At 60.0% G+C, this 16,570-nt stretch carries 15 protein-coding genes and 1 pseudogene; 11 read left to right on the top strand and 5 right to left on the bottom strand.

From position 1 onward, the window contains the following. The first annotated feature begins 9 nt into the window (after positions 1-9). The 8 genes from F474_RS20505 (at position 10) to glmS (ending at position 9,081) form a co-directional block, all read left to right on the top strand. The gene (locus tag F474_RS20505) at positions 10-546 is read left to right on the top strand and encodes a F0F1 ATP synthase subunit delta (protein ID WP_097087907.1); all 537 of its coding nucleotides are present in this window, start codon (positions 10-12) and stop codon (positions 544-546) included. A 21-nt stretch (positions 547-567) separates the two neighbouring features. Continuing rightward, entirely contained in the window at positions 568-2,112 is a 1,545-nt protein-coding gene (gene atpA / locus F474_RS20500) for a F0F1 ATP synthase subunit alpha (protein WP_097087909.1), read from the top strand. Positions 2,113-2,160: 48 nt separating this feature from the next. Next, positions 2,161-3,021: a F0F1 ATP synthase subunit gamma gene (gene atpG / locus F474_RS20495; protein ID WP_097087911.1), complete on the top strand. Its 861-nt coding sequence runs from the start codon at positions 2,161-2,163 to the stop codon at positions 3,019-3,021. A 27-nt stretch (positions 3,022-3,048) separates the two neighbouring features. Continuing rightward, positions 3,049-4,425: a F0F1 ATP synthase subunit beta gene (gene atpD / locus F474_RS20490; RefSeq protein WP_097087913.1), complete on the top strand. Its 1,377-nt coding sequence runs from the start codon at positions 3,049-3,051 to the stop codon at positions 4,423-4,425. Positions 4,426-4,468: 43 nt separating this feature from the next. Then, positions 4,469-4,894 carry a F0F1 ATP synthase subunit epsilon gene (locus F474_RS20485; RefSeq protein WP_097087914.1) on the top strand — a complete coding sequence of 142 codons (426 nt, stop codon included), beginning with the start codon at positions 4,469-4,471 and terminating at the stop codon, positions 4,892-4,894. Between the two features lie 107 nt (positions 4,895-5,001). Beyond that, positions 5,002-6,369 (top strand): bifunctional UDP-N-acetylglucosamine diphosphorylase/glucosamine-1-phosphate N-acetyltransferase GlmU, encoded by a 1,368-nt coding sequence (gene glmU, locus F474_RS20480; protein WP_097087918.1) that lies wholly within the window; start codon positions 5,002-5,004, stop codon positions 6,367-6,369. Positions 6,370-6,462: 93 nt separating this feature from the next. Then, positions 6,463-7,242 carry a DeoR/GlpR family DNA-binding transcription regulator gene (locus F474_RS20475; protein WP_097087920.1) on the top strand — a complete coding sequence of 260 codons (780 nt, stop codon included), beginning with the start codon at positions 6,463-6,465 and terminating at the stop codon, positions 7,240-7,242. Between the two features lie 3 nt (positions 7,243-7,245). Continuing rightward, the gene (glmS, locus tag F474_RS20470; RefSeq protein WP_097087922.1) at positions 7,246-9,081 is read left to right on the top strand and encodes a glutamine--fructose-6-phosphate transaminase (isomerizing); all 1,836 of its coding nucleotides are present in this window, start codon (positions 7,246-7,248) and stop codon (positions 9,079-9,081) included. Between the two features lie 189 nt (positions 9,082-9,270). Here the strand turns inward: glmS and F474_RS20465 are convergent. Next, a pseudogene (locus F474_RS20465) lies at positions 9,271-9,521 on the bottom strand (IS3 family transposase); the annotation flags it as partial. Between the two features lie 226 nt (positions 9,522-9,747). Here F474_RS20465 and F474_RS23050 point away from each other — a divergent pair. Together F474_RS23050 and F474_RS20455 are read left to right on the top strand one after the other, a co-directional pair. Then, complete coding sequence (locus tag F474_RS23050) at positions 9,748-9,870, top strand: hypothetical protein (RefSeq protein WP_256577829.1); 123 nt, start codon at positions 9,748-9,750, stop codon at positions 9,868-9,870. 72 nt (positions 9,871-9,942) lie between these two features. Continuing rightward, positions 9,943-10,413 carry an SMI1/KNR4 family protein gene (locus F474_RS20455; RefSeq protein WP_097087924.1) on the top strand — a complete coding sequence of 157 codons (471 nt, stop codon included), beginning with the start codon at positions 9,943-9,945 and terminating at the stop codon, positions 10,411-10,413. Between the two features lie 119 nt (positions 10,414-10,532). On the opposite strand, the gene F474_RS20450 is transcribed toward F474_RS20455, so the two are convergent. Then, positions 10,533-12,074, bottom strand: coding sequence for an MFS transporter (locus F474_RS20450; protein WP_097087926.1), 1,542 nt, complete (start codon positions 12,072-12,074; stop codon positions 10,533-10,535). 109 nt (positions 12,075-12,183) lie between these two features. On the opposite strand from F474_RS20450, the gene F474_RS20445 reads away from it, so the two are divergent. Then, complete coding sequence (locus F474_RS20445; RefSeq protein WP_097087929.1) at positions 12,184-13,071, top strand: LysR substrate-binding domain-containing protein; 888 nt, start codon at positions 12,184-12,186, stop codon at positions 13,069-13,071. A gap of 74 nt (positions 13,072-13,145) precedes the next feature. Here the strand turns inward: F474_RS20445 and F474_RS20440 are convergent, their stop codons facing one another. The 3 genes from F474_RS20440 to F474_RS20430 all read right to left on the bottom strand — a co-directional run bounded on the left by F474_RS20440 (position 13,146) and on the right by F474_RS20430 (position 16,355). Beyond that, the gene (locus F474_RS20440) at positions 13,146-14,042 is read right to left on the bottom strand and encodes a 2-hydroxyacid dehydrogenase (RefSeq protein WP_097087931.1); all 897 of its coding nucleotides are present in this window, start codon (positions 14,040-14,042) and stop codon (positions 13,146-13,148) included. Positions 14,043-14,134: 92 nt separating this feature from the next. After that, positions 14,135-14,995, bottom strand: a complete 861-nt coding sequence (locus F474_RS20435) for an alpha/beta fold hydrolase (RefSeq protein WP_218191669.1) — start codon at positions 14,993-14,995, stop codon at positions 14,135-14,137. Positions 14,996-15,080: 85 nt separating this feature from the next. Next, positions 15,081-16,355, bottom strand: coding sequence for an OprD family outer membrane porin (locus F474_RS20430; RefSeq protein ID WP_097087933.1), 1,275 nt, complete (start codon positions 16,353-16,355; stop codon positions 15,081-15,083). Between the last annotated feature and the right edge of the window lie 215 nt (positions 16,356-16,570).

Below are 16,570 nucleotides of genomic sequence, written 5' to 3'. Positions count from 1 at the left end.
AGGGCGATCATGGCAGAACTGACCACGTTGGCCCGACCTTACGCTAAGGCAGCCTTTGAGCATGCCCAGGCCCACCAGCAGCTGGCCAATTGGTCAGCCATGCTCGGCCTGGCCGCTGCGGTGTCGAAAGACGACACCATCCAGCGCATGCTCAAGGCCCCGCGTCTGACGAACGACGAAAAGGCCGCCGCTTTCATTGAAGTGTGCGGCGACAAGTTTGACGCCCAGGCACAGAATTTCATTCATGTTGCCGCGGAAAACGAGCGCCTCCTGCTATTGCCGGAGATCTCGGCGCTGTTCGACCTGTACAAGGCCGAGCAGGAAAAATCCGTGGACGTGGAAGTCACTAGTGCTTTTGCGTTGAACCAAGAACAGCAAGACAAACTCGCCAAGGTTCTCAGTGCACGGCTCGGCCAGGAAGTTCGCCTGCACGCGTCGGAGGATGCCAGCCTGATCGGTGGCGTCGTTATCCGCGCCGGCGACCTGGTAATCGATGGCTCGGTTCGCGGCAAAATCGCGAAACTGGCCGAAGCATTGAAATCTTGAGTTTGAAGGGGCAGCAGAGCAATGCAGCAACTCAATCCTTCCGAAATTAGTGAAATCATCAAGGGGCGCATCGAGAAACTCGACGTGACCTCCCAAGCCCGCAACGAAGGTACCGTCGTCAGCGTTTCTGACGGTATCGTGCGGATCCACGGTCTGACCGACGTCATGTACGGCGAGATGATCGAATTCCCCGGCAGCGTTTTCGGCATGGCGCTGAACCTCGAGCAAGACTCGGTAGGTGCAGTGGTGCTGGGTGCCTACACCGACCTGGCCGAAGGCATGAGCGCCAAGTGCACCGGTCGCATTCTGGAAGTTCCGGTGGGCAAAGGCCTGCTGGGTCGTGTTGTCGACGCACTGGGTAACCCAGTCGACGGCAAGGGCCCGCTGACCACCACCGAAACCGACGCTGTCGAGAAAGTGGCCCCAGGCGTGATCTGGCGTAAGTCGGTCGACCAGCCTGTGCAAACCGGCTACAAGGCTGTCGACGCTATGATCCCGGTTGGCCGCGGCCAGCGTGAGCTGATCATCGGTGACCGTCAGATCGGCAAGACCGCTCTGGCCATCGACGCCATCATCAACCAGAAAGACAGCGGCATCTTCTGCGTCTACGTGGCCGTTGGCCAGAAGCAGTCGACCATTGCCAACGTCGTGCGCAAGCTTGAAGAAGCCGGCGCCCTGGCCAACACCATCATCGTTGCCGCCAGCGCATCGGAGTCGGCTGCACTGCAGTTCCTGGCCCCGTACTCCGGCTGCACCATGGGCGAATACTTCCGCGACCGCGGCGAAGACGCTCTGATCGTGTACGACGACCTGTCCAAACAGGCCGTTGCCTACCGCCAGATCTCGCTGCTGCTGCGCCGTCCACCGGGCCGTGAAGCCTACCCTGGCGACGTGTTCTATCTCCACTCCCGCCTGCTGGAGCGCGCTTCGCGTGTTTCGGAAGAGTACGTAGAGAAGTTCACCAATGGTCAAGTGACTGGCAAAACCGGTTCCCTGACCGCACTGCCGATCATCGAAACCCAGGCTGGTGACGTTTCCGCGTTCGTTCCGACCAACGTGATCTCGATCACCGACGGTCAGATCTTCCTGGAAACCGGCATGTTCAACTCGGGCATCCGCCCGGCTGTCAACGCCGGTGTGTCGGTATCCCGTGTAGGTGGTGCTGCCCAGACCAAGATCATCAAGAAGCTGTCCGGTGGTATTCGTACCGCTCTGGCTCAGTATCGTGAACTGGCTGCTTTCGCTCAGTTCGCTTCCGACCTCGACGAAGCGACCCGCAAGCAACTGGAGCACGGCCAGCGTGTTACCGAGCTGATGAAGCAGAAGCAATACGCGCCGATGTCCATCGCCGATATGTCCCTGTCGCTGTATGCCGCCGAGCGTGGCTTCCTGACCGACGTGGCCATCGACAAGGTGGGCAGCTTCGAGCAGGCCATGATTGCTTACTTCAAGCGTGATCACGCCGCACTGTTGGCGAAGATCAACGAGAAGGGTGACTTCAACGACGAAATCGACGCAGGCCTGAAAGCCGGTATCGAGAAGTTCAAGGCCACCCAGACCTGGTAAGCCGCAGCGGGGGCGCGAGCCCCCGCTTGCTAACCTGATAGGTGATACATGGCAGGCGCAAAAGAGATTCGCAGTAAGATTGCGAGCGTAAAAAGCACGCAAAAAATTACCAGCGCCATGGAAAAAGTGGCGGTCAGCAAGATGCGCAGGGCACAACTGCGCATGGCTGCCAGCCGTCCGTACGCGGAGCGTATCCGCCAGGTGATCGGTCATCTGGCCAACGCCAACCCGGAATACCGCCATCCCTTCATGATCGAGCGCGAAGTCAAGCGTGTCGGTTATGTAGTGGTGAGCAGTGACCGTGGCTTGTGCGGCGGCTTGAATACCAACCTGTTCAAGGCCCTGGTCAAGGACATGTCGGCCAACCGCGAGAAGGGTGTCGAGATCGACCTCTGCGTGGTGGGCAGCAAGGGCGCAGCCTTCTTCCGCAACTTCGGCGGCAACGTCGTAGCCGCGATCAGCCACCTGGGCGAAGAGCCGTCGATCAACGATCTGATCGGTAGCGTCAAGGTGATGCTCGATGCATATCTGGAAGGCCGTATCGACCGCCTGGCCGTGGTGTCCAACAAGTTCGTCAACACCATGGTGCAAAAGCCCACCATCGAGCAGTTGGTGCCGTTGGTTGCAACCCCGAATCAGGAACTCAAGCACCACTGGGACTACCTGTACGAACCCGACGCCAAGGAGCTGCTCGACGGCTTGATGGTGCGTTACGTGGAGTCGCAGGTTTACCAGGCGGTGGTCGAGAACAACGCGGCCGAGCAGGCTGCGCGGATGATCGCGATGAAAAACGCCACCGACAACGCAGGTTCCCTCATCAAGGAACTGCAGTTGGTCTACAACAAGGCGCGTCAGGCTGCGATCACCCAAGAGATCTCGGAAATCGTCGGCGGCGCTGCCGCGGTTTAACGGTTCAAATATTCAGAGGATCCAGCTATGAGTAGCGGACGTATCGTTCAAATCATCGGCGCCGTCATCGACGTGGAATTCCCGCGTGACAGCGTGCCGAACATCTACAACGCCCTGAAGGTCCAGGGCGCTGAAACCACCCTGGAAGTTCAGCAGCAGCTGGGCGACGGCGTGGTGCGTACCATTGCGATGGGTTCCACCGAGGGCCTCAAGCGTGGCCTGGACGTGGTCGACACCCAAGCCGCCATCGCCGTCCCGGTTGGCAAGGCCACCCTGGGCCGCATCATGGACGTCCTGGGCAACCCTATCGACGAAGCCGGCCCGATCGGTGAAGAAGAGCGCTGGGGCATTCACCGCCCTGCGCCTTCCTTCGCAGAACAAGCAGGCGGCAACGACCTCCTGGAAACCGGCATCAAGGTAATCGACCTGGTCTGCCCGTTCGCCAAGGGTGGTAAGGTCGGCCTGTTCGGTGGTGCCGGCGTCGGCAAGACCGTGAACATGATGGAGCTGATCCGTAACATCGCCATCGAGCACAGCGGTTATTCCGTGTTCGCAGGTGTGGGTGAGCGTACTCGTGAGGGTAACGACTTCTACCACGAGATGAAGGACTCCAACGTTCTCGACAAGGTTGCCCTGGTCTACGGCCAGATGAACGAGCCACCAGGAAACCGCCTGCGCGTGGCCCTGACCGGCCTGACCATGGCCGAGAAATTCCGTGACGAAGGTAACGACGTTCTGCTGTTCGTCGATAACATCTACCGTTACACCCTGGCCGGTACCGAAGTATCCGCACTGCTGGGCCGTATGCCTTCGGCAGTAGGTTACCAACCGACTCTGGCCGAAGAGATGGGCGTGCTGCAGGAGCGCATCACTTCGACCAAGCAAGGTTCGATCACTTCCATCCAGGCCGTTTACGTTCCTGCCGATGACTTGACCGACCCGTCGCCAGCGACCACCTTCGCCCACTTGGACGCAACCGTCGTACTGTCCCGTGACATCGCCTCGCTGGGTATCTACCCTGCGGTCGACCCACTGGATTCGACCTCGCGCCAGCTGGACCCACAAGTGGTTGGCCAGGAGCACTACGAAACCGCCCGTGGCGTTCAGTACGTGCTGCAGCGCTACAAAGAGCTGAAGGACATCATTGCGATCCTCGGTATGGACGAGCTGTCCGAAACCGACAAGCAGCTGGTATCCCGCGCTCGTAAGATCCAGCGCTTCCTGTCCCAGCCGTTCTTCGTGGCTGAAGTCTTCACCGGTGCTTCGGGCAAATACGTTTCGCTCAAGGACACCATCGCAGGCTTCAAAGGCATCCTCAACGGTGACTTCGATCACATGCCGGAACAAGCGTTCTACATGGTCGGTAGCATCGACGAAGCGATCGAGAAAGCCAAGAAACTGTAATCCCGGTGCCCCTTGTGGGCACCCCTCAGGTTGAGGCAAACAGATGGCTATGACTGTCCATTGCGATATCGTCAGTGCGGAAGGGGAGATCTTTTCCGGGCTGGTCGAAATGGTGATCGCGCACGGTAACCTGGGTGATCTCGGTATCGCTCCGGGCCACGCGCCCTTGCTGACCGACCTCAAGCCGGGCCCGATCCGTGTGATCAAGCAGGGTGGTGAAGCCGAGGTGTTCTACATCTCTGGCGGTTTCCTCGAGGTGCAGCCCAATATGGTGAAGGTTCTGGCCGACACCGTGCAGCGCGCTGCCGACCTGGATGAAGCTTCCGCTCAGGAGGCCGTGAAGGCCGCCGAGAAGGCGCTTAACGAGAAAGGTGCCGACTTCGACTACAGCGCAGCATCCGCGCGCTTGGCCGAAGCCGCTGCCCAGCTGCGTACCATCCAGCAGATCCGCAAGAAGTTCGGTGGTTGATTCCATCGGCGCCTTGCGTTGAGTAGAAAGGGTAGCTTCGGCTACCCTTTTTCTTTTTCTGACCGCCCGCGCCGTGGGGGGTCCAGCAGAAACGGATACTTCATCTCATGTCACTCGATATCGTCGTACTTGCCGCCGGCCAGGGCACCCGTATGCGCTCCGCCTTGCCCAAGGTTCTGCATCCGGTGGCCGGCCGCTCCATGCTGGGCCATGTTATCCACAGTGCTCGAGCACTTTCCCCTGTGGGTATTCATGTAGTGGTGGGCCACGGTGCGGACAAGGTCAGGGAGCAACTTCAGGCCCCTGACCTGGGTTTCGTTACTCAGGCCGAGCAGCTCGGCACGGGGCACGCGGTCGCGCAAGCGCTGCCCGTTCTGGCGGCTGATACCGTGCTCATCCTCTACGGCGATGTTCCCCTGATTCAAGTCGACACCTTGCAGCGCCTGCTCACTCGCGTAAGCGACACGCAGATTGCACTGCTCACGGTCACGTTGGACGACCCAACCGGCTATGGCCGGATAGTGCGCGATGACCAGGGCAAGGTCACCGCCATCGTCGAACAGAAAGATGCCAGTGTCGCGCAACAGGCGATTCGTGAAGGCAACACGGGCATTCTCGCGGTGCCGCGAGTGCGCTTGGCCCAGTGGCTGAGCCGCTTGTCCAACAACAATGCCCAGGGTGAGTACTACCTGACGGATGTCATCGCCATGGCTGTGGCCGATGGGCTTGTGGTCGCCACTGAACAACCCTTCGACGCGATGGAAGTACAAGGTGCGAACGATCGCCGCCAGCTCGCCGAACTGGAGCGCCACTTCCAACACCGTGAGGCGCTGCGCTTGATGGCCGCCGGGGTGACGCTGCGCGACCCCGCTCGGCTAGACGTCCGAGGCAGCGTGACGGCGGGCCGCGATGTGCTGATCGATGTAAACGTCATCTTCGAAGGTGAGGTTGTGATCGAAGACGATGTGCACATTGGCCCTCACTGCGTGATCAAGGACAGCACCTTGCGCAAGGGTGCGGTCATAAAAGCCTACAGCCATCTGGAAGGGGCGGTGGTAGGTGAGGGCGCTGACGCTGGGCCCTTCGCTCGCTTGCGGCCTGGCACCGAGCTTGGGCCGCGCGCCCATGTGGGTAACTTCGTCGAGCTGAAGAACGCCCATCTGGGCGAGGGCGCCAAGGCGGGGCACCTGAGCTATCTGGGCGACGCGCGGATAGGCGCCCGCACCAACATTGGCGCAGGCACGATCACCTGCAACTATGACGGTGCGAACAAACACCAAACGGTAATGGGCAACGACGTCTTCATTGGCTCCAACAGCGCGCTGGTGGCACCGGTAGCCCTGGGCGATGGTGCCACCACGGCAGCAGGCTCAACCATCACGCAGGACGTGCCTGCGGGGGAGCTGGGAGTTGCCCGGGGCCGCCAGCGCAACGTGCAAGGGTGGTCTCGGCCGGTCAAAAAGCCCAAGGCGTAGAGTTATACACAGGCCAGCAAAAAGCTGCGGGTGCTTGACCTGAGGCGCCATTTAGGTTTTGATTCGCCCACTTAACTTTCGAATCGAAACTTAATGGTCCCGAAACGTAACACGCCCCAACGCCGACACAGTATCCTCGCCCTGCTTGCCGAAGCGGGGGAGGTCTCTGTGGATGATTTGGCTCAACGTTTCCACACCTCCGAAGTTACGATCCGCAAAGACCTTGCCGCACTCGAAAGCAATGGGTTGTTGCTGCGTCGCTATGGCGGCGCGGTGCCAATGCCTCGCGAGCTGATCGACGAGCCTGTGCATAAGGTCTCTGCCCATAAGCAAGCCATCGCCCACGCCGCTGTGCAGCTGATTCGCGAACACGCTCGCATCATCCTCGACAGCGGCAGCACCACCGCTGCGATGATCCCGCAGCTGGGGCGCCAGCCGGGGCTGGTCGTGATGACCAACTCCCTGCAGGTCGCGACCTCCCTACGCGAGCTTGAACACGAGCCCGTACTGCTGATGACCGGCGGCACTTGGGACCCTCACTCCGAGTCGTTTCAGGGCCAGGTAGCCGAACAGGTACTGCGTTCCTACGATTTCGATCAGCTGTTCATCGGCGCCGATGGCATCGACCTGGCGCGTGGGACGACCACCTTCAACGAGTTGCTTGGGCTTAGCCGCGTGATGGCGCAGGTGTCCCGCGAGGTCATCGTGCTTGCCGAGTCAGACAAGATCGGCCGGCGCATACCTAATCTGGAGCTGCCGTGGAGCAGCATCCATGTCTTGATTACCGATGATCGCCTGGCGCCCGAAGCGCGCGATCATATCCAGGGGCTCGGCGTCACGCTGATCTGTGCCCCTCTCATCCAGGAGATTTGAGTCATGTGTGGAATCGTAGGTGCTGTCGCCGAACGCAATGTGATCCCGGTTCTGGTCGAAGGTCTCAAGCGCCTCGAGTACCGTGGCTACGACAGCGCGGGCGTGGCGCTGGTAACCCGCGAAGGCGAGCTGCAGCGCCGTCGCAGCACCGGCAAGGTCAGCGAACTGGCAGCCTCGCTTCAGGCGGCACCGCTCAATGGCGGGCTGGGGATTGCCCACACGCGCTGGGCCACCCACGGCGCACCTACCGAGGCTAACGCCCACCCACATTTCTCCAATGGCGAGCTGGCGGTGGTGCACAACGGCATCATCGAAAACCATGAGCAGCTGCGCGCCGAGCTGCAGGGGCTGGGCTATGTGTTCAGCTCGCAGACCGATACCGAGGTGATCGCTCACCTGCTGCACCACAAGCTCAAGGAGCAGGGCGAACTGGTCGCCGCGCTCAAGGCGACCGTCAAGCAGCTGCACGGTGCCTATGGCCTGGCCGCCATTCGCTTGAGCCAACCGGATCGGCTGGTAGCGGCGCGTAGCGGTAGCCCTCTGGTCATCGGCCTGGGCCTTGAAGAGAATTTCCTGGCTTCCGACCAGCTTGCCCTGCGGCAGGTAACCGACCGTTTCATGTACCTGGAAGAGGGCGACATCGCGCAGATCACCCGCGAATCGGTACAGATCTGGGCGGCCGATGGCCAGCCGGTTCACCGTGAAGTGGTGCAGTACCACGAAGGCGCGGAAGCCGCCGACAAGGGTGAGTACCGCCACTTCATGCTCAAGGAGATCCATGAGCAGCCCAGCGTGGTTCAGCGCACGCTCGAAGGCCGCCTGGGCCAGCAGCAGGTGCTGGTACCGTCCTTTGGCCCGCAGGCCCCTGCGCTGTTCGCCAAGGTCCGAAATGTGCAGATCGTGGCCTGTGGTACCAGCTACCACGCAGGCATGGTCGCGCGTTATTGGCTCGAAGGGCTGGCCGGTGTTCCCTGCCAGGTCGAAGTGGCTTCCGAATTCCGTTACCGCAAGGTGGTGGTACAACCCGGCACCTTGTTCGTCACCATCTCGCAATCGGGCGAAACGGCAGACACCCTCGCCGCGCTGCGCAATGCCAAGTCGCTGGGTTACCTGGGTAGCCTTGCGATCTGCAACGTCGGTATCAGCTCGCTGGTGCGCGAGTCCGACCTGACCCTGCTCACCCAGGCTGGCCCCGAAATCGGCGTGGCGTCGACCAAAGCGTTTACCACGCAGCTGGTGGCGCTGATGCTGTTGACCTTGGGCATCGGCCAGGTTCAGGGCACCCTGGCTCAGGGCGTGGAAGCCCACTTGGTCGAAGAGCTGCGCCGCTTGCCGGTGCGCCTTGGCGAAGCATTGGCCATGGACAGCACCGTCGAGCAGGTGGCCCAGCTGTTCGCCGAAAAACACCACACCCTGTTCCTGGGCCGCGGCGCGCAATTTCCTGTGGCGATGGAAGGGGCGCTCAAGCTCAAGGAAATCTCCTATATCCACGCCGAAGCCTACCCCGCAGGCGAGCTCAAGCACGGCCCGCTCGCGCTGGTGGATGCCGACATGCCAGTGGTAACGGTGGCGCCCAATAACGAGCTGCTGGAGAAGCTCAAGTCGAACCTGCAGGAAGTGCGCGCTCGTGGCGGCGAGCTGGTGGTATTCGCCGACGCCCAGGCCCAGCTGAGCAATGGCGAAGGCACTACCGTGGTGGCCATGCCCCACGTGGACGATGCGCTCGCGCCTATTCTCTACACCCTTCCGCTGCAGCTGCTTTCTTACTATGTCGCGGTGCTCAAGGGCACGGACGTTGACCAGCCGCGCAATCTGGCGAAGTCGGTGACGGTGGAGTAAGTCAGCTGGTGACAGCTCAAGCCGTGATCGTAAATATCAAAGTCGGTCTCTGAGTATTAAAGTCCGTCTTGCTTGGAGCCTTTGGGGGCTCCGAGCAGGAGGTCCCCTCTACGACCCCCTCTGGTGCCTCGAAATATGGGGTACTCCTCCTTGCTGCTCACCATCCAACCGCACGAGTCTCGCCGCTCCTTCGTCGACCCTGAACTGCCGCGCGAGGGGGTTGGGCGGTGCCACTGTTGGCTTTGCACCATAAACCCTGGGCGCCGCCGATAACCTGTTTGCAAACGCAGCCCCTCCGCCTGCATCAAGCGCCCGACTCGACTTCGCCGGCATGCCTCTCGTAGCTCACGTAGGTCATCGTGAATTTTGCGGTAGCCGTATACACCTGCGCTTTCCAGCCAAGCGTGTTTGATCAAGCCAAGCAGACGTTGATCTTCTTTCGGTCACTTGCTGACCGCTCCGATATTGAATTCTTCGGGGATTCATAGGACTGCTGCCGGTATAAAAGTTAACCAGCGCAACGATATATACGATCCGCACTATGTTGACGACCTCGGTCGTACTAATCTTCAAAGAATAAGAAAGGGTGAAGCCCCTATCGGCCAAGGCGGGTAAGAGGTTAACCTTCATCACCTTACCCGAGACGAGCCCGGGCCTAGGGCGGAGATCTTGAGCAGTTTCCACGCAAAACATGATAGGGTACTGCACATTTACTCTAATCAATGGGATAAGAGCTGGAGGGGGGTGATGGCTTGCGCAAGCCGTACAACAGCGCCCCTTAAAGCCTGAATCGAAATCCTTTGAATACTTGGAAGAGAGCTTACTGGAAGCTTCGTGCACTGGATTTTTAAGGAAATCGAAATGGCATACATTGATGAAATAGCTATAAAAATTAATGCTGCCGGTGAGGATCCTGCCTATGCAGGAGCTGCCGATGAGCAAACCATAAATGAATATGAAAAAGGTTTAGGAGTAAAATTTCCTAGCTCATACATATTGTTTCTGAAAAAATATGGAACGTTATCTTTCGCGGGAGACACCTACTACGGAATAACTAAGAGTGGTGTAAATGCAGTCGCTGTTCCAAATGTAGCCTTTGCGACGAAAAGTGCTAGGGCAGCTGGCGATGCCGATGAAAAAATGGTTGTCATAAAGGCTTCCGGGCATGGTCCAATATTTTCAATAGACACTTCTATTATTGGCGAGCGTGGCGAGGCTGTAGTAGTGGAGACAGAATTATCGTTTAAGCGAGATGGGGAGAAAAAAATTGCTTTCCAAAGTTTTGAGGATTTCTTTATTAGTACAATCCTGGAAGCAATAGAGGATATGTAGTTTGATATATGGCATCTATCGGTAGGAATGCAAAAACGGAGATTTGTACTGCTTAGGGGGGTGTCAGCTTCGGCTGAAGCGATCCTGACCAACCCCCGCACCGGCCCGCTTCAACCCCATCACGGTTCCCCTTTCGGCATCGTGCCTTCATGCCCCAGCGCGCTGGCGGCACGCCCTGGGTGGCCGATAAAGAAAAACACCGTAAAGGCCGACAACACAGTCAAGCCGCTCAGGATCAGCATCAAGGTGGCGAAGCCCTCCTGATACGCTGCCTGCAGCATCAAGGGATCGAGCCCCTGTACTTGGCTCAGATCGCCCATGACCAAGCGCTGCGCCAGCTCATGTGAGCGGTTCGGTGGAAAGGTGTGGGTTAGGCCAGCGCCCACTTGTGCAGTCAGCAGGGCAAGCGTGATCGCAAGGGCCACCCCTTCGCTGGCCACCCGGGTGGTATTGAAGATACCGGCGGCCATTCCCGCCTGTTCCTTGGCTATCACGCTAACGGCCAACCCGTCCATCAACCCCCAGGGCAAGCCGGTGCCGATGCCGATTATCAGCATCGCCAGCATCAGTTGCAGATGATCACCGATCGCGACGTGCGCAATGGCGTAGAGGCCTGCTGCCGCTACCAGGAAGCCGCCCGCTGAAAGGGTTGCGGCGCTGGCCCAGCGGTTCAGCCATGCGGCCAGAAGCGGTACTACCAGCATCGGCGCCGACAAGGCGAGCATGATCAAGCCGCTGTGCAGCGGCGTGGCGCCTTCCACACCGATCAAACGCAGCGGCAGCAGCACGATCAGCACGATGTAGCAGAAGCAGGTGCCGATGGGCAGTATCTGCACACCTACGAAGCGAGGGTACTTGAACAGGCTGAGCTCAAGCATGGGCTGCCGGCCCCGCCTGGATGCGCCCGCCTCGATGGCCACGAACGCCAGCAAGCTCAACAGGGCGCCAGCAAACAGCCCCAGCATCAAGGGTGATCGCCAGCCGGCGTGTGGCCCGAGGATGATCGCAGTGGTCAACAGCCCCAGCGTGGTCGAGAAGCTGAGCACACCGGGTAGGTCCAGGTACTGCGCCTGCGGGTTCCGGCTCTCGCTCATCCGCATGGCCGCGGCCAGCAATGAGACGGCAGCCAGTGCAGCGGTGCACAGGAAGATAGAGCGCCAACCGAAATGCTCTGTCAGCAGGCCACAGATCATCGGCCCGAATGCCAGGCCCAGGCCGAAGGTGGTGCCCAGCACGCTAAACGCCCGTGTGCGTGCGTGGCCTTCGAATGCCTGTGCCAAGGCTGCCGAACCGCTTGCCAGTACAGCGGCTGCGGCGACCCCTTGCACCGCGCGAAGCGCGTCGAGCCACGCGATGCTGCGAACGCTCGCCAGTAGCATGCTGGCGATGACCAACAGGACCAGGCCGAGCATAAACAGACGTTTGCGCCCATACAGGTCCGCTAGCGCCCCGGCTGCCATCAGCAAGCTGCCGAAACTGAGCATGAAGGCGTTGGTGATCCACGCCAGCGAAGAGGGGGCCGCGGCGAACGACGCTCCAATGGCCGGCGTGGCCACAGCGCCACCGGTAAAGCTCAGCGGCAATATCAGGGCTGCCATGCAAATGGCCACCAGCGCACAGTAACGGCCGCTGGCTGCGGTGTGATCCTCAGGTTCATCCATTGCGCGCCCTCTCATGCTGTTGCACTGTGGAGGCTGAATCTACAGGGGCCGCAATACGGGATAAACGGCCTTGAATTCCATTCATAGTGAACCTTAAGGATGCAATCGCATGGACAGCCTCAACGGTATTCAGTCCTTCGTGAAGACCGCCGAGTTGCTGAGCTTCGTGAAGGCAGCGCGTGCTCTGGGCATTTCTGCCTCGGCTGTGGGCAAGAATGTGGCTCGCCTGGAAGGCTCGCTGAAGGTGCGCCTGTTCCAGCGCAGCACGCGCAAGGTCAACCTCACAGCGGAGGGTGAACTGTTCTACCAGCGCTGCCGCCGCATTCTCGACGACCTGCAAGACGCCGAGGCCATGCTGTGCCATGCGGCTCAGGCACCTAGGGGGCGCCTGCGGGTCAGCCTGCCCACTATCGGCTACCGTTTTTTGCTGCCGCTGATGCCGGCCTTTCGTAACGCTTACCCTGAAGTCGAGCTGGAAATGGACTTCAACGACAACTTAGTGGATGTGATCGAAGAAGGCTTCGACGTGGTGATCCGCAGCGGCGGGCTCGCTGACTCTGGGCTCATGGCGCGCAAGCTCGGGGCGTTCCGTTTCGTATTGTGCGCAGCGCCTGGCTATCTCGCGCGCAAAGGGCGCCCCCTGGCACTGCCCGACCTCGAAAGCCACGAGTGCCTTCGCTACCGCTTCGTGACCACCGGCAAGCTTATGGACTGGAGCCTGAGCGCCAACCCGGAGATCACCCAGTTGCGGCTGCCCACGGTGCTGACTCTCAATAACATGGAGGCTGTGCGGATGGCCGCCGTCGATGGCCACGGGATTGCCTACATGCCGGATTTTCTGGTGCGCGAGGCCCTCGAAACCGGCGCACTGGAAACCGTGCTGGACGCCCATATGCAGGATCGGGGGCAGTTCTGGGCGCTGTGGCCGTCTAGCCGCCACCTGTCACCGAAAATCCGTGTGTTTGTGGATTTCATTGCCGAGCGGCTGTTCAAGTAGTAGCCCTACGCAATGCGTTGGCGGCCGGCTTGCATCACAAAAACCGGCGCCGGGGTTTTAACGACGAAGCCCTATCACTGCTCGGCAAAGTAGCGATGTGCGCGCTCGGCCAACAGCATTGCCATGCCCTGCCGGGTTTCATGGGTTACCGCGGCGGCGTGCGGTGAAAGGATGAGGTTGGGTGCCTTGATGATTCTGGCATCGATCGCAGGTTCGTTCTCGAAAACGTCCAAGGCTGCACCTTCAATGACCCCATTGCGCAGTGCGTCAATGAGATCGTCCTCGGCCACCACGGCCCCCCGCGACACATTGATCAGGGTGCCCGAGCTGCCCAAGGCGTGAAGTACCGCTGCATTGATCATCTTGTAGGTAGCCGCGTTAGCGGGGCAACACACCAGCAGGGCGTCACTCCACCGCGCCAGCTCTTCCAGATCACCAAAGTACTGATGCTCGACCTCGGGTTTGTGCTTGGGGGTGTGATAAGCCACCCGGATACCCAGAGCCGTCAAACGCACAGCGATTGCTGTACCGATCTTGCCTAGGCCGACGATGCCAACCTTGGCGGTACTCAGCCTGCGTGAAGGCGCCCACGGCCGGACGCCCCACTGGCCGTCGCGCACGTAGCGATCGGCTTCGACCACTTTGCGCCGGGCGGCCATCATCAAGGTTACGGCATAGTCGGCGGTGTCCTGTGTCACCGCATCTGCGGTATTGAACACTTCAATGCCCCGCCGCTCGGCTTCTTCCAGGTCGATACGGTCCAGGCCTGCGCCATTGCACAGGATCAATCTGAGCGCACCTAGCTGCGCCATCTGCTCGGCACTAGCCCCTGTCATGCTGGTCGTCACGGCGACCTCGATCGACATGAGACTCTCGGTGGTATTCAGAGGCACCAGCCGGTAGGGCCCGTTGAAGCGGCTGTGAAGGGCGTCGGGCAGGGGCCCGAGCATGACGATGGATGCGCAAGGCATGGGGGGTATCCTTTGCTCATGGTGCCCGAGGGCGTTTGGAGGCGGCCCAGCGCCTGCGGACTACACGGCCACACAGGCAAAGTACCCAGGCGTTATTTTCCGTTGGGAAGCGTGCCTATCCAGTCGGCGATCGCATCGGCTGTTTCCACGGGTTTCTCGGCTGGCAGCGCATGGCTCGCATTCGGTATCACCTTCACGGTCACACGGTCGCCGAACTCGTCCCTGGCTTCATTGCGTGAGGCTTGCGGCCGAAAAGGATCTGAGCCTGCCTGTAGATCCAGAATGGGGGCAGTGCCGCCTGCCCAGTAACTCTGCTTGGGGGTGTTGGCTCGGGCCGCCCGCTGGCTGGCTGTGACCGCCGGATGCCAGCCGGATAACCAGAGGGTGGGATCGTTACCTTCGGCAAAAAAAGCCAGCTTCAACCCCGCAAGCCTCTCTTCACGGGTCGAGTCGGGATCGTTGATTCGGGTGATGGCCTCGGAGAGTTCTGCAGGCCACTGACGCGCGCCGCCGGCGAGCAGGACGATGCCAGATACGAGAGAGGGATGATCGGTAGCGATGGTTTTGGCAATCCACTGGCCGTAGGCATGGCCGGCCACGATGGCCGGCCCTGAGCCCTCAGCCTGGATAACCGTTGCCATGTCATTTCCAAAATCATGGAATGTAACCCCGGCCATAGGGCCTTTCGAGCCGTCTACGCCTCTAGGATCAGGCAAGATGACTTTATAGCCGCGGGTTGCGAGCCGATCGGCCAGCGGCGCGAGCTCCTGGCTGCCTCGCCCGGTCGATGCCAGCACCATCACCAGCGGGCCCGAGCCCCGCACCGAATAGGAAATGACCCCATCGGCAATGCTTACGGTCTTGTGGGATACCTCAGTACTCGAATGAGCCAGGCACGAAAAGCCAATAAGGCTGGCTGCCATACCGCGCAGTAGCGTGTCAGCGATGTTCATAGGGCCCCCTTGTTGTTTTGGGCTACAGATTCAACAGTTGCGCGGCACTCGGCGGCGCAACCGCCATCCAGAGGTGAGCGTCCGCTCAGAACTTGAAGCTGTAATCCATGATGACCCGGTCCTGATCACTGTTACGTTGGTAATCGCTGCGCAACATCCCATGGCGCCAACGCAGGCCGAGGCCTTTGAGAGAGCCGCTCTGAACGACGTAACCCAGGTCTGTGTCGAGTTCACGTTCGCTGCGCTCGCCCTGGAAACCCTTGACCTGTGCGTCATCGCTTTTGACGTAGCGGGCTGTGAACCCCAGCCCGGGTATCCCGACAGCTGCAAAGTCAAAGTCATACCTGCCCAACCAGGACGCCTGGTTTTGCTTGGCAAAGTTGGTGATCATCATTTCCGTATGAAGATAGGTCGCGGTGCTGTCCAGTTGCGGATAGGCCCCTTCACCGTCGACCTTCTGGTAACCCGCCTGGAGGGTATGCCCTTGCCATTCGTAGCCGAACAGCCCGCTGTACACCTGGTTGCTGATGCGCCCGGCGTCATGGCTGCCGGCATCTTCGGACAGAAATACCCTTACGTCGCTGACGATACGACCAGGCCCTGCGGCCAACTTGCCCTTGAGCCCCAGAAAGTGCTGGCGATACACATCTTCAAGCTCTCCGAGGTTGTAGGTAAGCCTGAGGTTCTTGCTGAGGGCGTAGTCGGCAGCGAAGTACCTGAAGTCGCGGTCTTCGACATTCGGATATTGGCCATTGGAATAGGCAATGCCGACTCCGCGGTAGTCGGTCGAGTCACGCGCCCTGGCTTTGTCGAGCTTGCCAGCCTGGAGTGTCAGCCCTTCGATCGAAGTGTTGGTGATCTGAGTGCCGAAAAAGTCCTGGGGGAACAAGCGTGTGGTGCTGGGTTGTAGTACCCCTAGGTTCGGGCTCAAGGTGCCGTATAGCACTTCGGTGTTCTTGTAGAGCTGCATTTTCGCAGTCAGTGCAAGCTTGCTGTACTCATCCTGGGCTTTGCGCGCATAGCTTGGCCCGCCCCGTTGTGGCTCGGCGTCGCGCGGCAGCAGGCCAGAGCCACTTCGTTCCGGGCTTGAGTCCAGCTTGAAGCCCGCCATTAGCGCTGCGTTCAGGCCAAAGCCGATATCGCCCTCGGTGTAACCCGATAGAAACCGGAACGTCAGCCCTTGTGCGGCTTCCTCGACCCGGTTTTGCCCAGTCCCGTCGCGATAGTCGTTTTGAAAGTAGAACGTTTTCGAGTCAATCGAGCGCTTGCTGTCCTGCAGAAACGCCGCCTGGGCGCTCGCTGCGGCCAGCAGGTTGAGGGTGGCGAGCGTCAACAGCTGCCGGTTCAGGTTTATTGTCATTGTTACCTGTCCTGTGTGGGAGCATTCAAATCCGCCGGCATTGAGCCAGCGGGCCAATTACCATTGAGGGGGCTTGAAAAGTCAATAGGCTATAAAAATGACCTATTGACTTTTTTTCGCCCCCCGCGTCTCATGTCCACACAGCAAGAGCCCTGACCCTGGGCTTGGATTCTCAGTCTGAGCGTCGAAAAAAGGGCGGGCAGTCACCCATAACA

The sequence above is a fragment of the Pseudomonas sp. URIL14HWK12:I12 genome (assembly GCF_003097135.1).
Taxonomy (GTDB): Bacteria; Pseudomonadota; Gammaproteobacteria; order Pseudomonadales; family Pseudomonadaceae; genus Aquipseudomonas.
This window is presented reverse-complemented; position numbering and strand designations above follow the sequence as displayed.

Excerpts from the sequence above, each read along its gene's own strand:
- F474_RS20505 (WP_097087907.1), top strand. The coding sequence starts at position 10 with ATGGCAGAACTGACCACGTTGGCCCGACCTTACGCTAAGGCAGCCTTT.
- atpA (WP_097087909.1), top strand. The coding sequence starts at position 568 with ATGCAGCAACTCAATCCTTCCGAAATTAGTGAAATCATCAAGGGGCGC.
- atpG (WP_097087911.1), top strand. The coding sequence starts at position 2,161 with ATGGCAGGCGCAAAAGAGATTCGCAGTAAGATTGCGAGCGTAAAAAGC.
- atpD (WP_097087913.1), top strand. The coding sequence starts at position 3,049 with ATGAGTAGCGGACGTATCGTTCAAATCATCGGCGCCGTCATCGACGTG.
- F474_RS20485 (WP_097087914.1), top strand. The coding sequence starts at position 4,469 with ATGGCTATGACTGTCCATTGCGATATCGTCAGTGCGGAAGGGGAGATC.
- glmU (WP_097087918.1), top strand. The coding sequence starts at position 5,002 with ATGTCACTCGATATCGTCGTACTTGCCGCCGGCCAGGGCACCCGTATG.
- F474_RS20475 (WP_097087920.1), top strand. The coding sequence starts at position 6,463 with ATGGTCCCGAAACGTAACACGCCCCAACGCCGACACAGTATCCTCGCC.
- glmS (WP_097087922.1), top strand. The coding sequence starts at position 7,246 with ATGTGTGGAATCGTAGGTGCTGTCGCCGAACGCAATGTGATCCCGGTT.
- F474_RS20455 (WP_097087924.1), top strand. The coding sequence starts at position 9,943 with ATGGCATACATTGATGAAATAGCTATAAAAATTAATGCTGCCGGTGAG.
- F474_RS20450 (WP_097087926.1), bottom strand. The coding sequence starts at position 12,074 with ATGGATGAACCTGAGGATCACACCGCAGCCAGCGGCCGTTACTGTGCG.
- F474_RS20445 (WP_097087929.1), top strand. The coding sequence starts at position 12,184 with ATGGACAGCCTCAACGGTATTCAGTCCTTCGTGAAGACCGCCGAGTTG.
- F474_RS20440 (WP_097087931.1), bottom strand. The coding sequence starts at position 14,042 with ATGCCTTGCGCATCCATCGTCATGCTCGGGCCCCTGCCCGACGCCCTT.
- F474_RS20435 (WP_218191669.1), bottom strand. The coding sequence starts at position 14,995 with ATGAACATCGCTGACACGCTACTGCGCGGTATGGCAGCCAGCCTTATT.
- F474_RS20430 (WP_097087933.1), bottom strand. The coding sequence starts at position 16,355 with ATGACAATAAACCTGAACCGGCAGCTGTTGACGCTCGCCACCCTCAAC.